A 17525-nucleotide genomic window follows, 5' to 3' on the forward strand; every position below is an offset into this window, starting at 1 on the left:
CCCCGATCGGCGCAGACCGCCCCGGTACAGCACCGCCCGGTTCGGGCCACCCCCGCTCAGGGCACCACCACGATCTTGCGTCCCACGCCCGCCGCGAACTGCTCCAGCGCCTGCGGGTAGCGCTCCAGCGGGATGCGGTCGCTGATGAACACCTCCGCGTCCAGCACCCCGTTCGCGAACAGTTCCGCGGCCCGCTCGAAGCTGTGCAGGACGGCCATGGAGCCGGTGATGGTGATCTCCTGGTTGTAGATGCGGTACGGGTCGATCGTCACCCGGGTCGCGTAGTCGGCGACGCCGAACTGCAGGAACGTGCCGGCCTTGGCGACCCGGTCCAGGCCGTCCTGGATCGCGGCCGCGTTGCCCGTGGCGTCGACGACGACGTCCCAGCCCTGCGGCCGGTCCAGTTCGTCCGCCCCGGTGGCCGCGCCGGAGACGCCGAGCCTGCGGGCCGTCTCCAGGCGGGCCGGGTTGACGTCGACCATCTCCACGCTCGCCGAGCCGGTGCGCTTGGCCAGCTCCAGCATCATCAGGCCCATGGTCCCGGAGCCGTAGATCAGCACGTGGGCGCCGAGCCGGGACTGCAGCACGTCGTAGCCGCGGACCGCGCAGGACAGGGGCTCGACGAGGGCCGCGTCCTCGGTGCGGACGTGCTCGGGGAGCCGTACGCAGTTGGCGACGGGGGCGACCGCGTAGCGGGCCGCGCCGCCGGCCGTGGTCACGCCGATCGCGGCCCAGCGCTCGCACAGGTTGTTGTGCCCGGTGCGGCAGTGCCGGCACTCGTAGCAGTACAGGGAGGGGTCGACGGCCACCCGGTCGCCGGCCGCGAGTTCGGTGACCTGGGTGCCGACCCCGACGACCGTGCCCGCGAACTCGTGCCCGGGGACGATGGGCAGCTTGGGCGCGAACTCGCCCTGGAGGATGTGCAGATCGGTGCCGCACAGACCGCAGGCGGCCACCTCGACGACGACCTCGCGGGGCCCTGGCGTCGGGTCCGGGACCTCGGTGACGACGGCGCGGCCCACGGACTCGATGACGGCGGCCTTCATTTCACGGCTCCCAACGACAGGCCCTGGACCAGCTTGTCCTGGGCGGCGAACCCCGCGGCGAGCACCGGCAGGGAGATGACGAGCGACGCGGCGCACACCTTGGCCAGGAACAGGCCCTGGCTGGTGATGAAGCCGGTCAGGAAGACGGGGGCCGTCTCGGCCACCACGCCGGTCAGCACGCGCGCGAACAGCAGTTCGTTCCAGCTGAAGATGAAGCAGATCAGGGCGGTGGCCGCGATGCCCGGCAGGGCGATCGGCGCGACCACGCGCGCGAGGACCGTCGGCAGCCGGGCGCCGTCCACCGTCGCCGCCTCGATGACGGCGACCGGCACCTCGGCGAGGAAGGACTGCATCATCCACACCGCGATCGGCAGGTTCATGGAGGTGTAGAGGATGACCAGCAGCCAGATGTTGTCGAGCATCCCGGCGTTCTTGGCGAACAGGTAGATCGGCAGCAGGCCCGCCACGGCGGGGAGCATCTTGGTGGACAGGAAGAAGAACAGCACGTTGGTCCACTTGCGGACCGGGCGGATCGACAGGGCGTACGCCGCCGGGAAGGCCAGCAGCAGGACGAGGGCCGTCGACGCCACCGAGGCGACCGCCGAGTTGATCAGCGCGGGCCAGGGGCTCGCCCCGCCGCCGGTGCCGAAGAACTCGCGGTAGCCGTCCAGGGTGAGGGAGGCCGTGAAGGACGGCGGGTTGGTCGCCGCGTCGCTCTCCGAGTGGAAGGACGTCAGCGCCATCCAGGCGATGGGCAGGAAGAACAGGATGCCGGCCAGCCAGGCCACCAGGCCCAGACCGAGTCCGCCGCGCGCTCTGCGCCGAGGCGATGCGGTGCTCATGCGCGGGACACCTCCTCGCGGAACAGGGACGACACCACGCGCAGGGCGAAGGTCGCGATGACGATCGAGCCGATGACCACCAGGACCCCGGCCGCCGAGGCGAGGCCGTTCTCGTGGGCCTGGTAGAAGCTCTGGTAGACGGTGTAGGGCAGGTTCGCCGTGCCCAGGCCGCCGGACGTGATCGTGAAGACCGCGTCGAAGTTCTGCACGATGTAGATCGAGCCCAGCAGGGCGCCGAGTTCGAGGTAGCGGCGCAGATGGGGCAGGGTCAGGTGGCGGAAGATCTGCCAGTCGTTCGCGCCGTCGACCCGGGCGGCCTCGATCTGCTGCTGGTCGCGGCTCTGCAGGCCGGCCAGCAGGATCAGCATCATGAACGGCGTCCACTGCCACACCAGGGAGGCCTCGACGGCGAGCAGCGGGGTGTTGGAGATCCAGTCCGGCTGGGGACCGCCCACATAGTGCAACAGCCCGTTGAACAGGCCGTATTCGGGGTTGTAGAGCACGTGCTTCCAGAGCAGGGCGGCGGCCACGGGGACCACCAGGAAGGGCGCGATGAGCAGGGTGCGCACGATGCCCCGGCCGCGGAACCGCCGGTCCAGCAGCAGCGCCAGCGCCAGGCCCAGGACCAGGCTGGCCAGCACCACGCCGACGGTGAGCAGCACGGTCGTCCACACCGAGTGGCGCAGGTCGGCGTCGGTGAGTACCTGCTGGTAGTTGTCGAGGCCGGTGAAGCGGCGGGCCTTGGGGTAGAGGGCGTTCCAGTCGAAGAAGGAGATCACCAGCGTGGCCACGAAGGGCAGCTGGGTCACCACGATCATGAAGACCAGGGCGGGCAGGAGCGGGGCCCGGGTGGCCCAGGCGCGCAGCCGGGCCGAGGGCTGTTTCAGTGCTCTCACGGGGGTCGCGGCCACGGGGGCCGTGGTCGTCGCTGTCATCGTCCCTCGTACTCCTTGGAGATCTTCTCTGCGAGTGCCTGCGACTTGTTCAGGGCCGACTCGACGGACTGGCGTCCGGCGATGGCCGAGCTGATCTCCTGGGAGACCTTGGTGCCGAGGTCGGTGAACTCGGGGATGCCGACGAACTGGATGCCGGGCGCGGGCCGCGGCTGTACGCCGGGGTCGTTCGGGCGGGCGTTCTCGATGGACTCCTTGGTCATCTCCTGGAACGCGGCGGCCGACTTGCGGTAGTCGGCGTTGCCGTAGGTGGAGGCGCGCTTGCCGGCGGGGACGTCCGGCCAGCCGCTGGTCCGGCCGACCAGTTGCTCGTAGCCCTTGCCGGACGCCCAGGAGACGAACTTCCAGGCCTTGTCGGGGTTGTGGGAGGCCTTCTGGATGCCCCAGGCCCAGGTGTAGAGCCAGCCGGAGGACTTCGTCTTCTCGACGGGCGCGGGGGCGTAGCCGAGCTTGCCCTTGACCGGTGAGCCGGCGGCCTCCAGCAGGCCGGCCGCGCTGGTGGCGTCGTACCACATGGCGACCTTGCCCTGGGTCATGTCGTTCAGGCACTCGGCGAAGCCGGACTGGGCGGCGCCGGACTCGCCGTGCTGCCGTACCAGGTCGACATAGAACTTCGTCGCCTTGACGAACTCGGGGGAGTTCAGGTGGGCGTGCCACTTCGTGTCGAACCAGGTGCCGCCGAAGGTGTTGACCACGGTGGTGAGCGGTGCCATCAGCTCGCCCCAGCCGGGCAGTCCGCGCAGGCAGATGCCCTTCATACCGGGCCGGGCGCCGTCCGCCTTCGCGGCGAGGCCGGCGACCTGCTGCCAGGTCGGGTGGGCGGGCATGGTCAGGCCCTTCGCGGCGAACAGGTCCTTGCGGTACATCAGGAACGACGACTCGCCGTAGAAGGGCTGCCCGTAGAGCTTGCCGTCGTCCGCGGTGAGGGACTGGCGCATCGGCTTGAGGACGTCCTGCTCGTCGTACGAGGGGTCCTTGGCGACGTAGGAGTCCATCTCGTGCAGCCAGCCGTTGCGGGCGTAGATCGGTATCTCGTAGTTGGACAGGGTGGCCACGTCGTACTGGCCGGCCTGGTTGGCGAAGTCCTGGCTGATCTTGTCGCGGACGTCGTTCTCGGGCAGGACGGTGAAGTTGACCTTGATGCCGGTCTCTTTGGTGAAGTGGGCGGCGGTGAGCTTCTGCAACTCGGTCATCTGGGGGTTGTTGACCATCAGCACGTTGATCGAGTCGCCGCCGGAACCGGTCCCGCCCGCGCCGGCCCAGCAGCCGGAGAGCAGCGGGGCGAGCAGCGTCCCCGCGGCGGCCGCGGCGAGTGTGGCCCGCGGTGGCCGCCGTCGGTTCGGGATGCGCATGGATCGCTCCTGGGTACGTGAGGGAGACGGGGGAGGTAAGTGGAGTTAGGCGGATATAAGGGGCGGTCAGGGGCGGGGTGTGCCCCTGCGGGCGGTGAGTCGGTGGGTCAGACCCGGATGACCTGCGGGCCCAGCAGGGAGTAGCGGTGGGCCTCGGCCGTCGGGAGCAGGGTGCTGGTCACGATCGCCTCCAGGGCGCCGACCTCGGCGAACCGGCAGAAGCTGACCGCCCCGAACTTGGTGTGCACGCCCGCGAAGACGGTGCGCCGGGCCGCACGCACGGCCTGCGTCTTGACGTCGCTCACGGCGGGGTCCGGGGTGGTCAGGCCGTGTTCGCGGGAGATGCCGTTGGCGCCGATGAAGGCGAGGTCGAGGACGAAGCCGGAGAGCATCTTCGTCGTCCAGTGGTCGACGGTGGCCAGCGTCCCGGAGCGGACCCGGCCGCCGAGCAGGAGCACCTGGATGTTCCCGGCCTCGGCGAGGCCGCCCGCGACCGGCAGGGACGCCGTGACCACGGTCAGCGCGCGGTCCCTCGGCAGAGCCTCGGCGATGAGCTGCGGGGTGAAGCCCTCGTCGACGAAGACCGTCTCGGCGTCCCCGAGCAGCTCGGCCGCGGCGGCCGCGATCCTGCGCTTCTCGGGCACGTGGCTGGTGGCCCGGACGGCGAGCGTGGTCTCGAATCCGGCGCTCTCCACCGGGTAGGCGCCGCCGTGGGTGCGCCGGATGAGCCCGTGGTCCTCCAGGGCGCGCAGATCGCGCCGTACGGTCTCCTTGGCCACGCCCAGCTCGGCGGCGAGCGCGGTGACGTCGACGGATCCGGTGGCGCGCGCCGCCCGCACGATGTCGCGCTGGCGTTCCTCCGCCGTCCTCGTCCTCATGATCGTCACCCACTTCCCGCGGAACTGCCCGTTCGGGCTCCTGGGGGAAGTTCTACAGTGGGGCGGCGGCGCTGACCAGGTCTGTTGCGGGCCCGATACTGCCCGTATGGGCCCGTTCGCGGCGCGGTGTGCCCGGCGCGGACCTGCGGGGCTGCCGGGCGGGGAGTGCGAGCGGGCTGCCCGGATGCCCGGATACGGTGGCGGGCGGGACCGTCCGGTGCCCGCCCGCACGCGTGAGCGATCGTTTCGAGCCGTAGCCGTAGCCGTAGCCGTAGCCGTAGCCGTAGCCGTAGCCGTAGCCGTAGCCGTAGCCGTAGCCGTAGCCGCCCCGCCGCGGGCGGAGGGGTCTCGGCCGGGCGTCAGTACGGCCAGATCGGCGGGTCGGTCACGAAGTGCCCGCCCAGGTGGCTGTGGGCCGGGTCCGCGGGGTCCAGCTCGCCCTGCTCGGCGATCAGCTTCTCCGCGTACGGCTCGGAGTCGTCCCGGGGCTCGTACCCGAGCGCCCGCGCGCTCGTCAGGTCCCACCACAGGCGGGTGTTGGCCGAGGAGCCGTAGACCACGGTGTGGCCGACGCCCTCGGCGGTCAGGGCCGCGTGGAAGAGGCGGGCGCCGTCGGCGGGGCTCATCCACACCGACAGCATCCGCACGCTGGTCGGCTCGGGGAAGCAGGAGCCGATGCGCACGGAGACGGTCTCCAGCCCGTGCTTGTCCCAGTAGAACTGGGCGAGGTCCTCGCCGAAGGACTTCGACAGGCCGTAGAAGGTGTCGGGGCGGCGCGGGGTGTCGACCGGGATCAGCGGCTCGCCCGCGCGCGGGGCGGGGGTGAAGCCGACGGCGTGGTTGGAGGAGGCGAAGACGATCCGCCGCACGCCCTCCTGCCGGGCGGCCTCGTAGAGGTGCTGGGTGCCCTCGATGTTCGACGCGAGGATCTTCTCGAAGGGCGCTTCCAGGGAGATGCCGGCGAGGTGGATGATCGCGTCCGTGCCGCGCACGGCCGCGCGCAGGGCGTCCATGTCGGCGAGGTCCGCGGTGACGGCGTCCGGCGCGCCCTCGACGGGACGCACGTCGAACAGGCGCAGCGTGTAGCCGTACTCCGGCAGCAGGGACCGCATCAGGGTGCCGAGGCCGCCGGCGGCGCCGGTGAGCAGGACGGTGCGGGGAGCGGGCATCCTCGGTTCTCCTTGTGGCCAGCATTCACATACATGCACACGCTAGGGAGCCGCCCCGGCGGCGTCAAGTGTCGCGCGCGCCAGGGCGTTTCGCTCACCCAGGGCCCACAGGGCCGCTTGACCTGCCGTACGGGGCCCCGTAGCGTGCGCATGTTCATGAATGTGGACGTAGATCAGAAGAATGCATCAGCGTGAGCGAGGGAGTGCCCGTGAAGGCCTCGGCGTTCGTCTACCCCTGGGACGTGGTCGGCGATCCCGCGGCCCCCGGGCGGCTCGCCGCCCTCGGCGTCGAGCAGGTGACCCTCGCCTCCGCCTACCACTCCACCCGGGCCCTGACCCCCCGCCACCCCCGCCACCGCGTCGTCACCGCCGAGTACGCGGCCGTCCTCTACCCGCCCGGCGACCGCTGGTCCGGCCGCGGCCTGCGGCCCTGCCCCGCCGGCCGCTGGGCCCCCGCGGACGCCTACGGCGAGGCCGCGGCGGCCCTCGCGGAGGCCGGCCTCCCGGTGCACACCTGGGTCGTGCTCGCGCACAACTCCCGTCTGGGCGCCGAGCACCCCGACACCTCGGTCGTCAACGCCTACGGCGACCGCTACCCCTGGGCGCCCTGCATCGCCCAGCCCGCCACGCGCGCGTACCTCGTCGACCTCGCCGCCGAGGCCGCCGTACGCCCCGGCGCGCAGGGCACCGAACTGGAGTCCCTCGGCTGGTACGGCCTCGCGCACCTGCACGCCCACGACAAGACCGCCGGCGTCGCCCTCGGGGACGCCGGGCAGTACCTGATGTCCCTGTGCTTCTGCCCGTCCTGCCGCACCGGCTACGGCGCGCACGGCCTGGACGCCGACGCGCTCGCGGTGGCCGTGCGGGACGCGCTGGAGCCGCTGTGGCGCGGGGAGGCCGACGGCGGAGGCTGGACCGGCGTCGCCAAGCGGCTCGGCGAGGACACCGCGGCCGCCACGCGCGCGTGGCGTGAGCACACCGCGCGCACCCTCCAGGAGGAGGCCGTCGCCGCCGTACGCGCCGGCGCCCCACACGGCTTCCAGGTCCTGCTGCACGCCGACCCCGTCTCCCACCACTGCGGCGCCAACGCCGGCGTCGACCCCGCCCACATCCTGTCCGTCGCCGACGGCGTGGTCGTCCCCTGCACCGGGGGCCCGGACCTGCTGGCCCCGTTCGCCGCGCAGGGACACGCGGACGCCGTCCTGGCCGCCAACTTCACGATCGTCTCCGGCATGGGCGGCAGCCCGGCCACCCTCGCGGCGGACGCCGCCCGCGCCGGTGCGCACGGGGCGACGGAACTCCGCCTCTATCACGCGGGGTTGGCCTCCGACACCGACCTAGCGGCGGTCCGCGCGGCCCTGTCGGCGCGCTGAGCGAGCGGAACAGCCGTCGCCAGCAGCACCAGCCCGTACACCGGGCACAGCAGCCCGGGCCCGGCCATTTCGACCAGACCGGCCCCGGCGGCCAGCCCGAGCACGTTCGGCGTGAACAGCAGCGCGTTGGCGGTGGCCGTCACCCGCCCCAGCAGCGGCCCGGGCGTCGCACGCTGTACGGCGGTGAGCGCGGCGATCAGCACACAGGGCAGTCCCAGACCGCCCGCCGCGCTCGCCACCAGAGCCACCGGGGTCGAGGCGACGGCCCGCGCGGCCACCGCGAGAGCCGTCAGCGCGATCCCCGCCGCCGCGAACCGTCCCGCGCCGAGCCGGCGCAGCGCGGGCCCCGAGACCAGCCCCACCGCCACCGAACCCGCGCCCTGGACGGCGTACAGCACACCTACGAACGTCGGCGGGTGGCCGAGGCGGTCCACGACCGCGTACAGCGTCGTACTGTTCAGCGCGGCCAGCAGCATCGTCGTGCCGCCCGCCAGGACCAGCGGGCGCAGCGCCGGGTGCCCCCACAGATGGCGGGCGCCCTCGGCGGTCTCCGCCCACCAGCCGCCGGCGGAGCGGACCGGCCGCTCCTCGCGCACGCGCAGCAGCGCGCACAGCCCGGCGGCGGCGGCGAACGTGGCCGCGTCCAGACAGGCGACGCCCGCCCCGCCGTACACCGCGTACAGCCCCGCGCCCGTCAGCGGGGCCACCAGCTTCATGCCCTCCGTGAGGGTCATGCGCAGCCCGTTGACGTCGGCGAGCAGCTCCGGGCCGACGGCGGCGGACAGCAGGGCGGACTCGGCCGCGTCCTGGACGACACCGGTCGCGCCGTACACGACCAGCACGGCGAACAGCAGCCACAGCCGGCCGGGGGAGTCCACCATGCACAGGGCGAGCACGGCACCGGCCAGGCCCAGATCGCCCGCCACGAGCAGCGTTCTGCGGCGGACCCGGTCGGCGAGCGTGCCCAGCGCCGGTCCGGCCAGAGTGGGCGCCCACAGGGCCGCCGCGCACAGCGCGGCCAGGCCGTCGGATCCGGTGAGGTCCTTGACCCACACGCCCGACGCCAGCCACAGCGCGGAGGTGCCGAAGCCGGACACCACCACGGCGGTGAGATACAGCCCCGCGTCCCGGTCGCGCACGACGCGGGCCACGGTCCAGGAAGTCGTCATGCACGCCGATCGTGGGTCTAAGGGGGGTGCTCCGGGATCGGGAAGACGCCGTAGATCCGGCTGCCGTCCGGGGCCGTTCGGAACTCTCGGCCGCGGCACCGATGAGTTCCGGCGGGCCGGCCGGTCAGCACTTCGTACCCCTACCGCTACAGCTACCGCGATCCCGAGGAGCACCGGATGACCGACACCCTTCTCGATCTCGGCCCGCAGGCCCTGATCGTGGCCCGGCTCGCCGAGAACGTCACCGACGAGCAGCTAACGGCCGCCACGCCGTGCCCCGACTACGCGCTGCGGAACCTGCTGGGCCATCTGCTCGGGCTGTCCGTCGCCCTCCGGGACGCCGCCCGCAAGGACCTCGGCGCGACGACCGACACGCCCCCGGCCTCCGCCGTCCCCGACATCGGCCCCGACTGGCGCGCGGAACTGCCCAAGGCGCTCGACGAACTCGCCGAGGCGTGGCGGGACCCGGCCGCCTGGACCGGCGCCACCCGCGCGGGCGGCGTGGACCTGCCGGGCGCGGTCGCGGGGGCCGTCGCCACCGACGAACTCGTGATCCACGGCTGGGACCTGGCCCGCGCCACCGGCCAGGACTACGCCCCCGACCCCGCCGCCCTGGAGTCGGCCCACGGCTTCCTCCTGGCCGCCGCCGACGGCCCGAACGGCGGCATCTTCGGACCCGTCGTGCCGGTTCCCGCCGAGGCGCCGCTGCTGGACCGCGCGGTGGGGCTGAGCGGCCGCGACCCGGGGTGGCGTCCCTGAGGCCGTAAACCGTCACCGGTGAGCGCGCGCCGTCGTACCCTCCCTGCATGCCGCTCACCCTGACCGTCCTCGGCACCGCCTCGCCGCACCCCGGCCCGGACCGGCCCTGCTCCGGCTACCTGCTGAGCGGCGGCGGCGCCGAGGTGTGGGTGGACGCGGGGCCCGGTACGTTCGCCGCGCTGCAGCGGCACACCGACCCCGCGCGGCTCACCGCGATCTGGATCTCCCACCTGCACGCGGACCTCCCCCAGTCTCGGCTTCGCTCGACCGGGCGGTGCCCCCATCGCCGACCTGCTGGCCGCCGCCTACGCCTTCGCGTTCGGCGGCATGACCCCGGCCGCGCCCCTGCCCGTCTACGCCCCGCAGGACTGCGGACGGCGGCTGGCGGGCTTCTTCGGGCGGTCCGACGTGGAGTTCCTGAAGGACGTCTTCGACTTCCGCGCCCTGTACGACGGCCATGACGTGCGGCACTGGAACCTCCGGCTCACCGCACGGGCCGTCGCCCACGACACCGAGTCGTACGGGCTGCGCGCCGAGTGCCAGGGCAGCGTGCTGGCCTACTCCGGGGACAGCGGGCCCTGCCCGGCGCTGGGCGAACTCGCCTCCCGCGCCGATCTGTTCCTGTGCGAGGCGGACGTCGACGGGCATCGCGACGGCGCACAGTTCCCCCCGGTGCACCTGACGCCCGAGGACGCCGGCCGCATCGCCCGCGAGGCACGCGTACGTGAACTGCTCGTCACCCACGTCGGACCGTGCCTCACCCGGGAGGCGGCCGCCGCCCGCGCCGCCGAGGCCGCGGGCCGGCCCACGCACGCCGCCGTCGAGGGCGGGAGCAGGACCTTCTGAGCCCGCCCTGGCTGACGTCCGCTCAACTCCCTTCGCAGCCGAGTGCGGGCCGTCCGGAGCATGGCTTGATATCGATCGCGCAACGGTCCTCGCGCACGACCGGGTGACGCGCGTAGAAACCTGTCATGCATAAAACACTGCGGATCGCGGCGGCCACCGCCGCATGTGCCATCGCCGGCACCGCCCTCTACGGCGCGGGCGCGGCCACCGCCGGCCAGAGAACGGCGAACTCGACCCACGAGCCCTACAACATCGGGGTCCTGGTCAAGGACATCGACACCTACTACGGCACCCACGCCGACAGCGACGGTGTCTACCAGGCGTCCCCGGACAGCCCGTACGCCAAGGACCTGGCGGCCATCGACCGCGCCGCCGAGCGCTACATCGACAAGGCCGCCCGCAAGGCCCACCACCGGGGCGAGAAGCCGGCCGTCGTCTTCGACATCGACGACACGCTGCTCCTCAGCCTCGACTACGAGAAGCGCTACAACTACACGTACAACCCGGCCACCTGGAACGACTACGTCAACCGGGCCGACCGCCCCGCCGTCTTCGGCAGCCCCGAGCTGGTGCGCTACGCCCGGTCCAAGGGCGTCGCGGTGTTCTACAACTCCGGGCTGAGCGAGTCCCAGCGCGCCGGGGCCGTGGAGAACCTGAAGAAGATCGGCGCCGACGTGAACCTCGACGCCGGCCACATGTTCCTCAAGGACAAGGACAACCCGCCGGCCTACCTCGCCGGCTGCGCCACCCCGGGCACCTGGAACTGCACCACCGTGCAGTTCAAGTCCGGCACCCGCAAGCACATCGAGCACGACCTCGGGTACGAGATCATCGCCAACTTCGGCGACCAGTACTCGGACCTGGACGGCGGCCACGCCGACCGCACCTACAAGCTGCCGAACCCGACGTACTTCGTCAGCTGAGAACCGCCGTCCCGCCGCCCGGCCGGCTTCCCGGCCGGGCGGCGTCCGGTCTGCCTCAGCTCTTCAGCGCGGCCCGCATCATCGCCTTGGCCACCGGCGCGGCCAGCCCGTTGCCGCTGACCTCGGAGCGCGCCGCGTCCGACTGCTCGACCATCACGGCGACGGCGACCTCCTTGCCACCGGACTTCCCGTACGACGTGAACCAGGCGTACGGCGTCTTGCTGTTGTTCTCGCCGTGCTGGGCGGTGCCCGTCTTGCCGCCCACCGTGACCCCGTCGATCAGCGCGTTCGTGCCCGTACCGTCCTTGACGACCGTCTCCATCGCCGACCGCAGTTGCGCGGCCGTGCGCGAGCTGACGATCCGCGTGGTGTCCGTGTCGTCGCCGTAGTCCTTCAGCACGGACCCGTTGCCGTCGGTGATCCGCGACACCATGTGCGGGGAGAGCAGCTCGCCGTCGTGCACGATCGCCGCCGACACCAGCGCCATCTGCAGCGGCGTGGCGGTGACGTCGAACTGGCCGATGCCGGACAGCGCGGTCTGCGCCTTGTCCATCCCGGACGGGTACCCGCTCGTGTACGCGCGCACCGGCACGTCCTGCTTGTCGTCGTCGAAGCCGAACTTCTCGGCCATCGCCCGCACCTTGTCCTGCCCGAGGTCGACGGCCATCTTGCCGAAGACGTTGTTGCAGGAGTACTGCAGCGCCATCCGGATCGTGGCGTTCTCGCAGGGAGCGGACTTGTTCTCGTTCGTCAGGGGCACCGTCGTGTCCGGCGCCGTGTACGGGTCGGGGCTGTCCGTGTGCTGGTTCACGTTGTCGTACAGCCCGTCCTCCAGCGCGGCCGCCGCCACGACCAGCTTGAACGTCGAGCCCGGCGGCAGCGGCTGGCGCAGCGCGCGGTTGGTGAGCGGCTTGTCCTTGTCGTGGGTGAGCCGCTTCCACGCGGAGCCCGCCGTGTTGGCGTCGGTGAGCGTCGAGGGGTCGTACGACGGGGTCGACACCACCGCCAGGATCTTCCCGGTCTTCGGGTCGATCGCGACGGCCCCGCCCTTCTTCCCGCCCAGCGCCTCGTACCCCGCCTTCTGCACCGCCGGGTCGATCGTGGTGAGCACGTCACCCGGCTCGGCGCGCTTGCCGGTGACCGTGTCCAGCACGTTCTTCAGCCGGGTGTCCGTGCCGTTGAGCAGATCCTGGTAGATGCCCTCCAGTTGCGTCGGCGCGTACGCCTGCGAGGCGTAGCCGGTCACCGCCGCGTACAGCGGGCCATCGGTGTACGTCCGCTTGTAGGCCAGGTCACCGCCCTTCGTGCGGGCCGAGCCGGTGACTGGCTTTCCCGCCACGATGATGTTCCCGAGCGGCTGTGAGTACGTCTGGATCACGTTCCGCCGGTTGTCGTTGTCTTCCGCGAGGGCCTTGCCGTCGTAGAACTGCAGCCAGGTCGCCCTGATCAGCAGAGCGAACACGAGCAGCAGTGTGAAGACGGACGCCCGCCTGATCGTCTTGTTCATCCCGCAGGTGAAGACGAGCCGGACGGGGGCGATCGTTCCCGTACGCCCGCATTTCTCATCGCGCGTTCAGGAAGCCCGCCTCGTACGCGGCGATCACCGCCTGGGTGCGGTCCCGGGTGCCGGTCTTGGCGAGGACGGCCGCCACGTGCGTCTTCACCGTGGCGGGACCCACCGCCATCAGCCGGGCGATCTCCGCGTTGGTGAGCCCCGCCGCCAGGTGCCGCAGCACCTCGCTCTCCCGGCAGGTGAGACGGCCCACCCAGGCCGGGGGCGCCGCCGAGCGCCGGGCGTGCTCCGCCGCCAGGGCGCGCACGGCCGACGGGAACAGCAGGCTGTCGGTGCGCGCGACCAGTCGTACCGCCTGGACGAGCGCGTCGGCCTCGGCCCGTTTCAGCAGGAAGCCGGCCGCTCCGACGCGCAGCGCCTCGTACACGTACGCGTCGTTCTCGAAGGTGGTCACGACCACGATCCGGGGCGGGTCGTCCAGGGTGGCGAGGATCTGTTCGGTGGCCCGGATTCCGTCGGTCTCCGGCATGCGCACGTCCATCAGCACCACGTCCGGCCGTACCGCGCGGACGACGGACACCGCCTCCGCGCCGGTCGCGGCCTCGCCGACGACCTCCAGGCCGGGCTCGGCGGACAGGATGGCGCGCAGCGCGGTGCGGACCATGCGCTCGTCGTCGGCGAGGACGACACGGATGGCGGGCGGGGTCATGCGGTTCCCTTCAGCGGCAGTCGGACGTGCAGGCGCCAGCGGTCCCCGGCCGGGCCGGCCTCGGCGGTGCCGCCGAGCAGCCGGACCCGGTCGGCGATGCCGCGCAGGCCGTGTCCGCCGCCGGGACGGGGAGCGGGGGCGGCGGGAGGGGCGCCGAGCGGGTTCTCCATGGTGAGTTCCAGCTGGCCGTCGGCGGTGGTGGTGAGGGTCAGGGCGACCGGCCGGCCGGCGTGCCGCAGGGCGTTGCTGAGGCCCTCCTGCACGATCCGGTACGCCTCCCGGGAGACCAGCGGCGGCAGGGCGGCCGGGTCGGTGCCGACGGTGGCCGTCACCCGCTGGCCGGCCGCCCGGGTCCGGCTGAGCAGGCCTTCCAGGTCGGCCTCCAGGGTCGGCGCGGGCGCCGTGCCGGGCGCGTCCCCGTCCCGCAGCACGCCCAGGACCGCGTCCAGTTCACCGACGGTGCGCCGGGTGGTGTCCTCGATGGCGGCCAGCGCCTCGCGCACGAACTCCGGGTCGCTGTCCAGGACCCGGCGGGCGGCGCTCGCCTGGAGGGTGACCGCGCTCAGGGCGTGGCCCACACAGTCGTGCAGCTCGCGGGCGAGCCGGTTGCGTACGGCGAGATCGGCGGCCCGCGCCTCCGCCGCCGCCAGCCGGTCCTCGGGGGTGGGCCCCAGCAGGGCGGGCGCCCAGCGGGCCAGCAGCGCCCCGCAGCCGGCGGCGCACGCGGCCAGGGCGAGCAGCATGGCCAGTCCGGCGACCGGGGAGAGCGCCAGCGCCCAGCCGTGGTGGACGAAACCGGGCAGGGCGAGCGGGCTGTCGTGCATCGAGGCGAAGACCGGCAGCACCATCAGGACCAGCGCGAACGGCGGCACGGACAGCGACATCCCGGAGATGATCCCGCCGAGCCCCAGGTGCAGCGTGAACCAGGCGGCCGTACGCCCACGCGCGGCCCGCGTCCGGGCCGGCCCGTGGGCGAGGGCGTCCCCCTCCACACCGCACAGGGCACGGACGGCCGCGGACTCCAGCGGCCGGGTCAGCGGGAACACGGAGGTGGCCGCGGCGAGCGGCAACCCGACCGCGAACGAGCCGAGTTGGAGGGCGAGAGAGCCGAACACGTCGTCCGTGCCGGTGAGCGGCCCAACGATCACCGAGCCGACGAAGACGTACGGCATCGCGAGCGCGCCGCCCAGGATCAGATGGATCCAGCGCCGCCGCGCCCGCCCTCCGAACAACAGCCGCAACGCCCCCGTCACCGGCGCGGGGGCCGTGGGGGCGAGGGCAACCGTGTTCCGTGCGGGGTCGGTTGAGGGCGGCATGCACCCATGCTCCCGCGCCGGCCCGTGTGTTCACGTCCTGCTCGCCGGTGATCTCCCTCCGCCGGACGGGGGAGGAGGGGGAAACGGATCGGGGCGCGGCGGGGTCAGAGACGGCGGGTGGCCAGGGTCAGGCGGTCGCGGGCGTCGAAGAGGGCGTCCTTGATCATCTGCTCGTGGGACGGGGTCAGCCGGGCCACCGGGACCGAGCAGCTGATCGCGTCGCGGGCCGGGGTGCGGTACGGCACCGCCACGCCGAAGCAGCGCAGGCCGAGCGTGTTCTCCTCGCGGTCGACCGCGAAGCCCTGCTCCCGTACCTGGTGCAGTTCCTCGATCAGCTTCTCGCGGTCGGTGATCGTGTGCTCGGTGAGGGCCGGCAGCGTCTCCGGCAGCAGCTTGCGCACCTGCTCGTCGGTGTGCGTGGCGAGCAGCGCCTTGCCGAGGGACGTGGAGTGCGCGGGCAGCCGACGGCCGACCCGGGTGAACGGGCGGAGGTAGTGCTGCGACTGCCGGGTGGCCAGGTACACCACGTTCGTGCCGTCGAGACGGGCCAGGTGGATGGTCTCCGTCGTGTCGTCGGAGAGCCGGTCCAGGGTGGGACGCGCCGCCGCCACCACCTCGTCACCGTCGATGTAGGACGTGCCCACCAGCAGCGCGCGCACCCCGATGCCGTACCGCGTGCCCGTCGCGTCCGTCTCCACCCAGCCCAGCTCCACCAGCGTCCGCAGCAGCATGTACAGGCTGGACTTGGGGTAGCCGACCGCCTCCTGGACGGCCGCGAGGGAGTGCATACCGGGGCTGCCGGCGAAATACTCGAGCAATTCCACGGTCCGCACAGCGGACTTGACCTGCGCGCCGCCTGTCTCGCCTGCCGACATCGCCCTTGACCCCTTCGTTGGACGGCAAATAGTCTCCGAGCAGCACATTCATCATCAGAGACAGTGTTCAGTATATCGAACGCGGCTGATACTGGCCTAGACAGTGCGGCACTACTTGGAGGGACCCGCGGTGGCAGCAGCACCAGTGTGGAGTGTCGACCCGCGCACCGGGAAGCAGCGTGAACAGGTTGCGGTGGAGGCCACAGCGCAGGAGGTGGACGCGGTCGTCCGCGCGGCCCACGCCGCGCGCGGCGCCCTCGCCGACCGTGCCGTCCGCTCCGCCTTCCTGCGCTCGGCCGCCGACGGCCTGGAGGGCGCCCGCGACCAGCTCGTCGAGGCCGCCGACGCCGAGACCGCGCTCGGCCCCGTCCGGCTGACCGGCGAACTCGCCCGCACCTGCTACCAGCTGCGGGCCTTCGCCGACATCGTCGACGAGGGCGCCTTCCTCGACGTCGTCATCGACCACCCCGACACCACCGCCACCCCGCCGATCCCCGACCTGCGCCGCTACAAGGTCCCGCTGGGCGTCGTCGCCGTGTACTCCGCCTCCAACTTCCCGTTCGCCTTCTCCGTCGCCGGCGGCGACACCGCGAGCGCGCTCGCCGCGGGCTGCCCGGTCGTCGTCAAGGCCCACCCCGACCACCCGGCCCTGTCCGAGCTGGTCGCCAAGGTGCTGCGGCGGGCCGCCGCCGGGCACGGCATCCCCGAGGGCGTCCTCGGTCTGGTGCACGGCTTCGAGGCGGGCGTCGGGCTGATCGGGCACCCGCTGGTCGCCGCCGCCGGCTTCACCGGTTCCGTACGGGGCGGACGGGCCCTGTTCGACGCGGCGGCCGCCCGCCCGGTGCCAATCCCCTTCCACGGAGAGCTGGGGTCGCTGAACCCCGTCCTGGTGACCGAGGCGGCCGTGGCCGAGCGGGCGGAGGCCATCGGCGCCGGGCTCGCCGGGTCCATGACGCTCGGCGTCGGCCAGTTCTGCGTCAAGCCCGGACTGGTCCTCGTACCGGCGGGTGAGGACGGCGACGCCCTGGTCAAGTCCCTCACCGCCGCCGTGAGCGACACCGACGCGGGCGTCCTGCTCGACCACCGCATGCGGGACAACTTCCTCGCCGGGGTCGCCGAACGGGCACGGCTGGACGGCGTGGAGTCCCCGGTGACGCCGGGCGCGGGCGGCGAGCACACCGTCAGCGCCGGCTTCCTCACGGTCGCGGCCGGCCGGCTGGCCGAGGAGGGGGCGTACGACCTGCTCCTGGAGGAGTGCTTCGGGCCGGTCACCGTGGTGGCCCGCTACGCGGATCAGGGCGAGGCGACGGCGGTGCTGTCCCGGCTGCCCGGCAACCTCACGGCGACGGTGCACCTGTCCGAGGAGGAGGCGTCCGGCGGAGGCCGGGGCGCGGAGATCCTCGCGGAACTGACGCCGCTGGCGGGGCGCGTGCTGGTGGATGGGTGGCCGACGGGGGTTGCTGTGGCCCCGGCCCAGCATCACGGGGGGCCTTATCCCGCGACCACGTCGACGTCCACGTCCGTGGGGGGTACGGCCATCGAGCGGTGGCTGCGGCCTGTGGCGTACCAGAACGCGCCGGAGGGGTTGCTTCCCGCGGAGCTGCGGGACGGCAATCCACTGGGGGTGCCTCGGCGGTTCAATGGGGTTCTGGAGCGGTAGTGCGGGGGCGTGAGGGCTGACCTCGCGTGCAGGTGCGTTGTGGTTGCTCGCGCCCACGCGGCGGAGCCGCACATCGATACAGCCCCGCGCCCCTTTCGGGGCGCTTGTACCTGCCGGGGTTGGATAGTTATCTTGCGATAAT

Annotated in this window: 15 protein-coding genes and 1 pseudogene; 5 read left to right on the forward strand and 11 right to left on the reverse strand. The window is 72.7% G+C overall.

The genetic code is table 11. The annotated features are described in order from the left end of the window. Positions 1-56 precede the first annotated feature (56 nt). From DBP14_RS27510 to DBP14_RS27540, 6 genes are all read right to left on the reverse strand, one after another. Positions 57-1046 carry a zinc-dependent alcohol dehydrogenase family protein gene (locus tag DBP14_RS27510; protein WP_129309794.1) on the reverse strand — a complete coding sequence of 330 codons (990 nt, stop codon included), beginning with the start codon at positions 1044-1046 and terminating at the stop codon, positions 57-59. Then, on the reverse strand, positions 1043-1888 hold the full coding sequence (locus DBP14_RS27515) for a carbohydrate ABC transporter permease (protein WP_129309795.1): 846 nt from the start codon (positions 1886-1888) through the stop codon (positions 1043-1045). The genes DBP14_RS27510 and DBP14_RS27515 overlap by 4 nt, the downstream gene beginning before the upstream one ends. Further along, the gene (locus DBP14_RS27520) at positions 1885-2823 is read right to left on the reverse strand and encodes a sugar ABC transporter permease (protein WP_129309796.1); all 939 of its coding nucleotides are present in this window, start codon (positions 2821-2823) and stop codon (positions 1885-1887) included. Before DBP14_RS27520 ends, DBP14_RS27515 begins: the two co-directional genes overlap by 4 nt. Continuing rightward, on the reverse strand, positions 2820-4193 hold the full coding sequence (locus DBP14_RS27525) for a sugar ABC transporter substrate-binding protein (RefSeq protein WP_129309797.1): 1374 nt from the start codon (positions 4191-4193) through the stop codon (positions 2820-2822). The genes DBP14_RS27520 and DBP14_RS27525 overlap by 4 nt, the downstream gene beginning before the upstream one ends. Before the next feature lie 107 nt (positions 4194-4300). After that, positions 4301-5071 carry a DeoR/GlpR family DNA-binding transcription regulator gene (locus DBP14_RS27530; protein WP_129309798.1) on the reverse strand — a complete coding sequence of 257 codons (771 nt, stop codon included), beginning with the start codon at positions 5069-5071 and terminating at the stop codon, positions 4301-4303. A 359-nt stretch (positions 5072-5430) separates the two neighbouring features. Beyond that, a complete protein-coding gene (locus tag DBP14_RS27540; protein ID WP_129309799.1) occupies positions 5431-6240 on the reverse strand; it encodes an NAD(P)-dependent oxidoreductase in 810 nt (269 codons plus the stop codon). 209 nt (positions 6241-6449) lie between these two features. On the opposite strand from DBP14_RS27540, the gene DBP14_RS27545 reads away from it, so the two are divergent. After that, positions 6450-7613, forward strand: coding sequence for a hypothetical protein (locus tag DBP14_RS27545; protein ID WP_129312119.1), 1164 nt, complete (start codon positions 6450-6452; stop codon positions 7611-7613). Here the strand turns inward: DBP14_RS27545 and DBP14_RS27550 are convergent. Beyond that, the gene (locus DBP14_RS27550) at positions 7550-8782 is read right to left on the reverse strand and encodes an MFS transporter (protein ID WP_129309800.1); all 1233 of its coding nucleotides are present in this window, start codon (positions 8780-8782) and stop codon (positions 7550-7552) included. The two genes, DBP14_RS27545 and DBP14_RS27550, sit on opposite strands and share 64 nt — an antisense overlap. 177 nt (positions 8783-8959) lie before the next feature. On the opposite strand from DBP14_RS27550, the gene DBP14_RS27555 reads away from it, so the two are divergent. From DBP14_RS27555 to DBP14_RS27565, 3 genes and pseudogenes are all read left to right on the forward strand, one after another. Next, complete coding sequence (locus tag DBP14_RS27555; RefSeq protein WP_129309801.1) at positions 8960-9541, forward strand: TIGR03086 family metal-binding protein; 582 nt, start codon at positions 8960-8962, stop codon at positions 9539-9541. Between the two features lie 47 nt (positions 9542-9588). Further along, positions 9589-10387 (forward strand): annotated as a pseudogene (locus tag DBP14_RS27560) (MBL fold metallo-hydrolase). A gap of 125 nt (positions 10388-10512) precedes the next feature. After that, positions 10513-11310, forward strand: a complete 798-nt coding sequence (locus DBP14_RS27565; RefSeq protein ID WP_129309802.1) for an HAD family acid phosphatase — start codon at positions 10513-10515, stop codon at positions 11308-11310. A 55-nt stretch (positions 11311-11365) separates the two neighbouring features. Here the strand turns inward: DBP14_RS27565 and DBP14_RS27570 are convergent, their stop codons facing one another. From DBP14_RS27570 to DBP14_RS27585, 4 genes are all read right to left on the reverse strand, one after another. Then, positions 11366-12817, reverse strand: a complete 1452-nt coding sequence (locus DBP14_RS27570) for a penicillin-binding transpeptidase domain-containing protein (RefSeq protein WP_129309803.1) — start codon at positions 12815-12817, stop codon at positions 11366-11368. A 55-nt stretch (positions 12818-12872) separates the two neighbouring features. Further along, complete coding sequence (locus tag DBP14_RS27575) at positions 12873-13532, reverse strand: response regulator transcription factor (RefSeq protein ID WP_129309804.1); 660 nt, start codon at positions 13530-13532, stop codon at positions 12873-12875. After that, entirely contained in the window at positions 13529-14785 is a 1257-nt protein-coding gene (locus DBP14_RS27580; protein ID WP_241741292.1) for a histidine kinase, read from the reverse strand. Before DBP14_RS27580 ends, DBP14_RS27575 begins: the two co-directional genes overlap by 4 nt. A 167-nt stretch (positions 14786-14952) precedes the next feature. Beyond that, positions 14953-15723 (reverse strand): IclR family transcriptional regulator, encoded by a 771-nt coding sequence (locus DBP14_RS27585; RefSeq protein WP_129309806.1) that lies wholly within the window; start codon positions 15721-15723, stop codon positions 14953-14955. A gap of 130 nt (positions 15724-15853) precedes the next feature. Between DBP14_RS27585 and DBP14_RS27590 the strand changes: the two genes are divergently transcribed. After that, positions 15854-17383, forward strand: coding sequence for an aldehyde dehydrogenase (NADP(+)) (locus DBP14_RS27590; protein WP_129309807.1), 1530 nt, complete (start codon positions 15854-15856; stop codon positions 17381-17383). The last annotated feature ends 142 nt before the right edge of the window (positions 17384-17525 follow it).

It is taken from the genome of Streptomyces sp. L2 (genome assembly GCF_004124325.1).
In the GTDB taxonomy this organism is placed as follows: domain Bacteria; phylum Actinomycetota; class Actinomycetes; order Streptomycetales; family Streptomycetaceae; genus Streptomyces.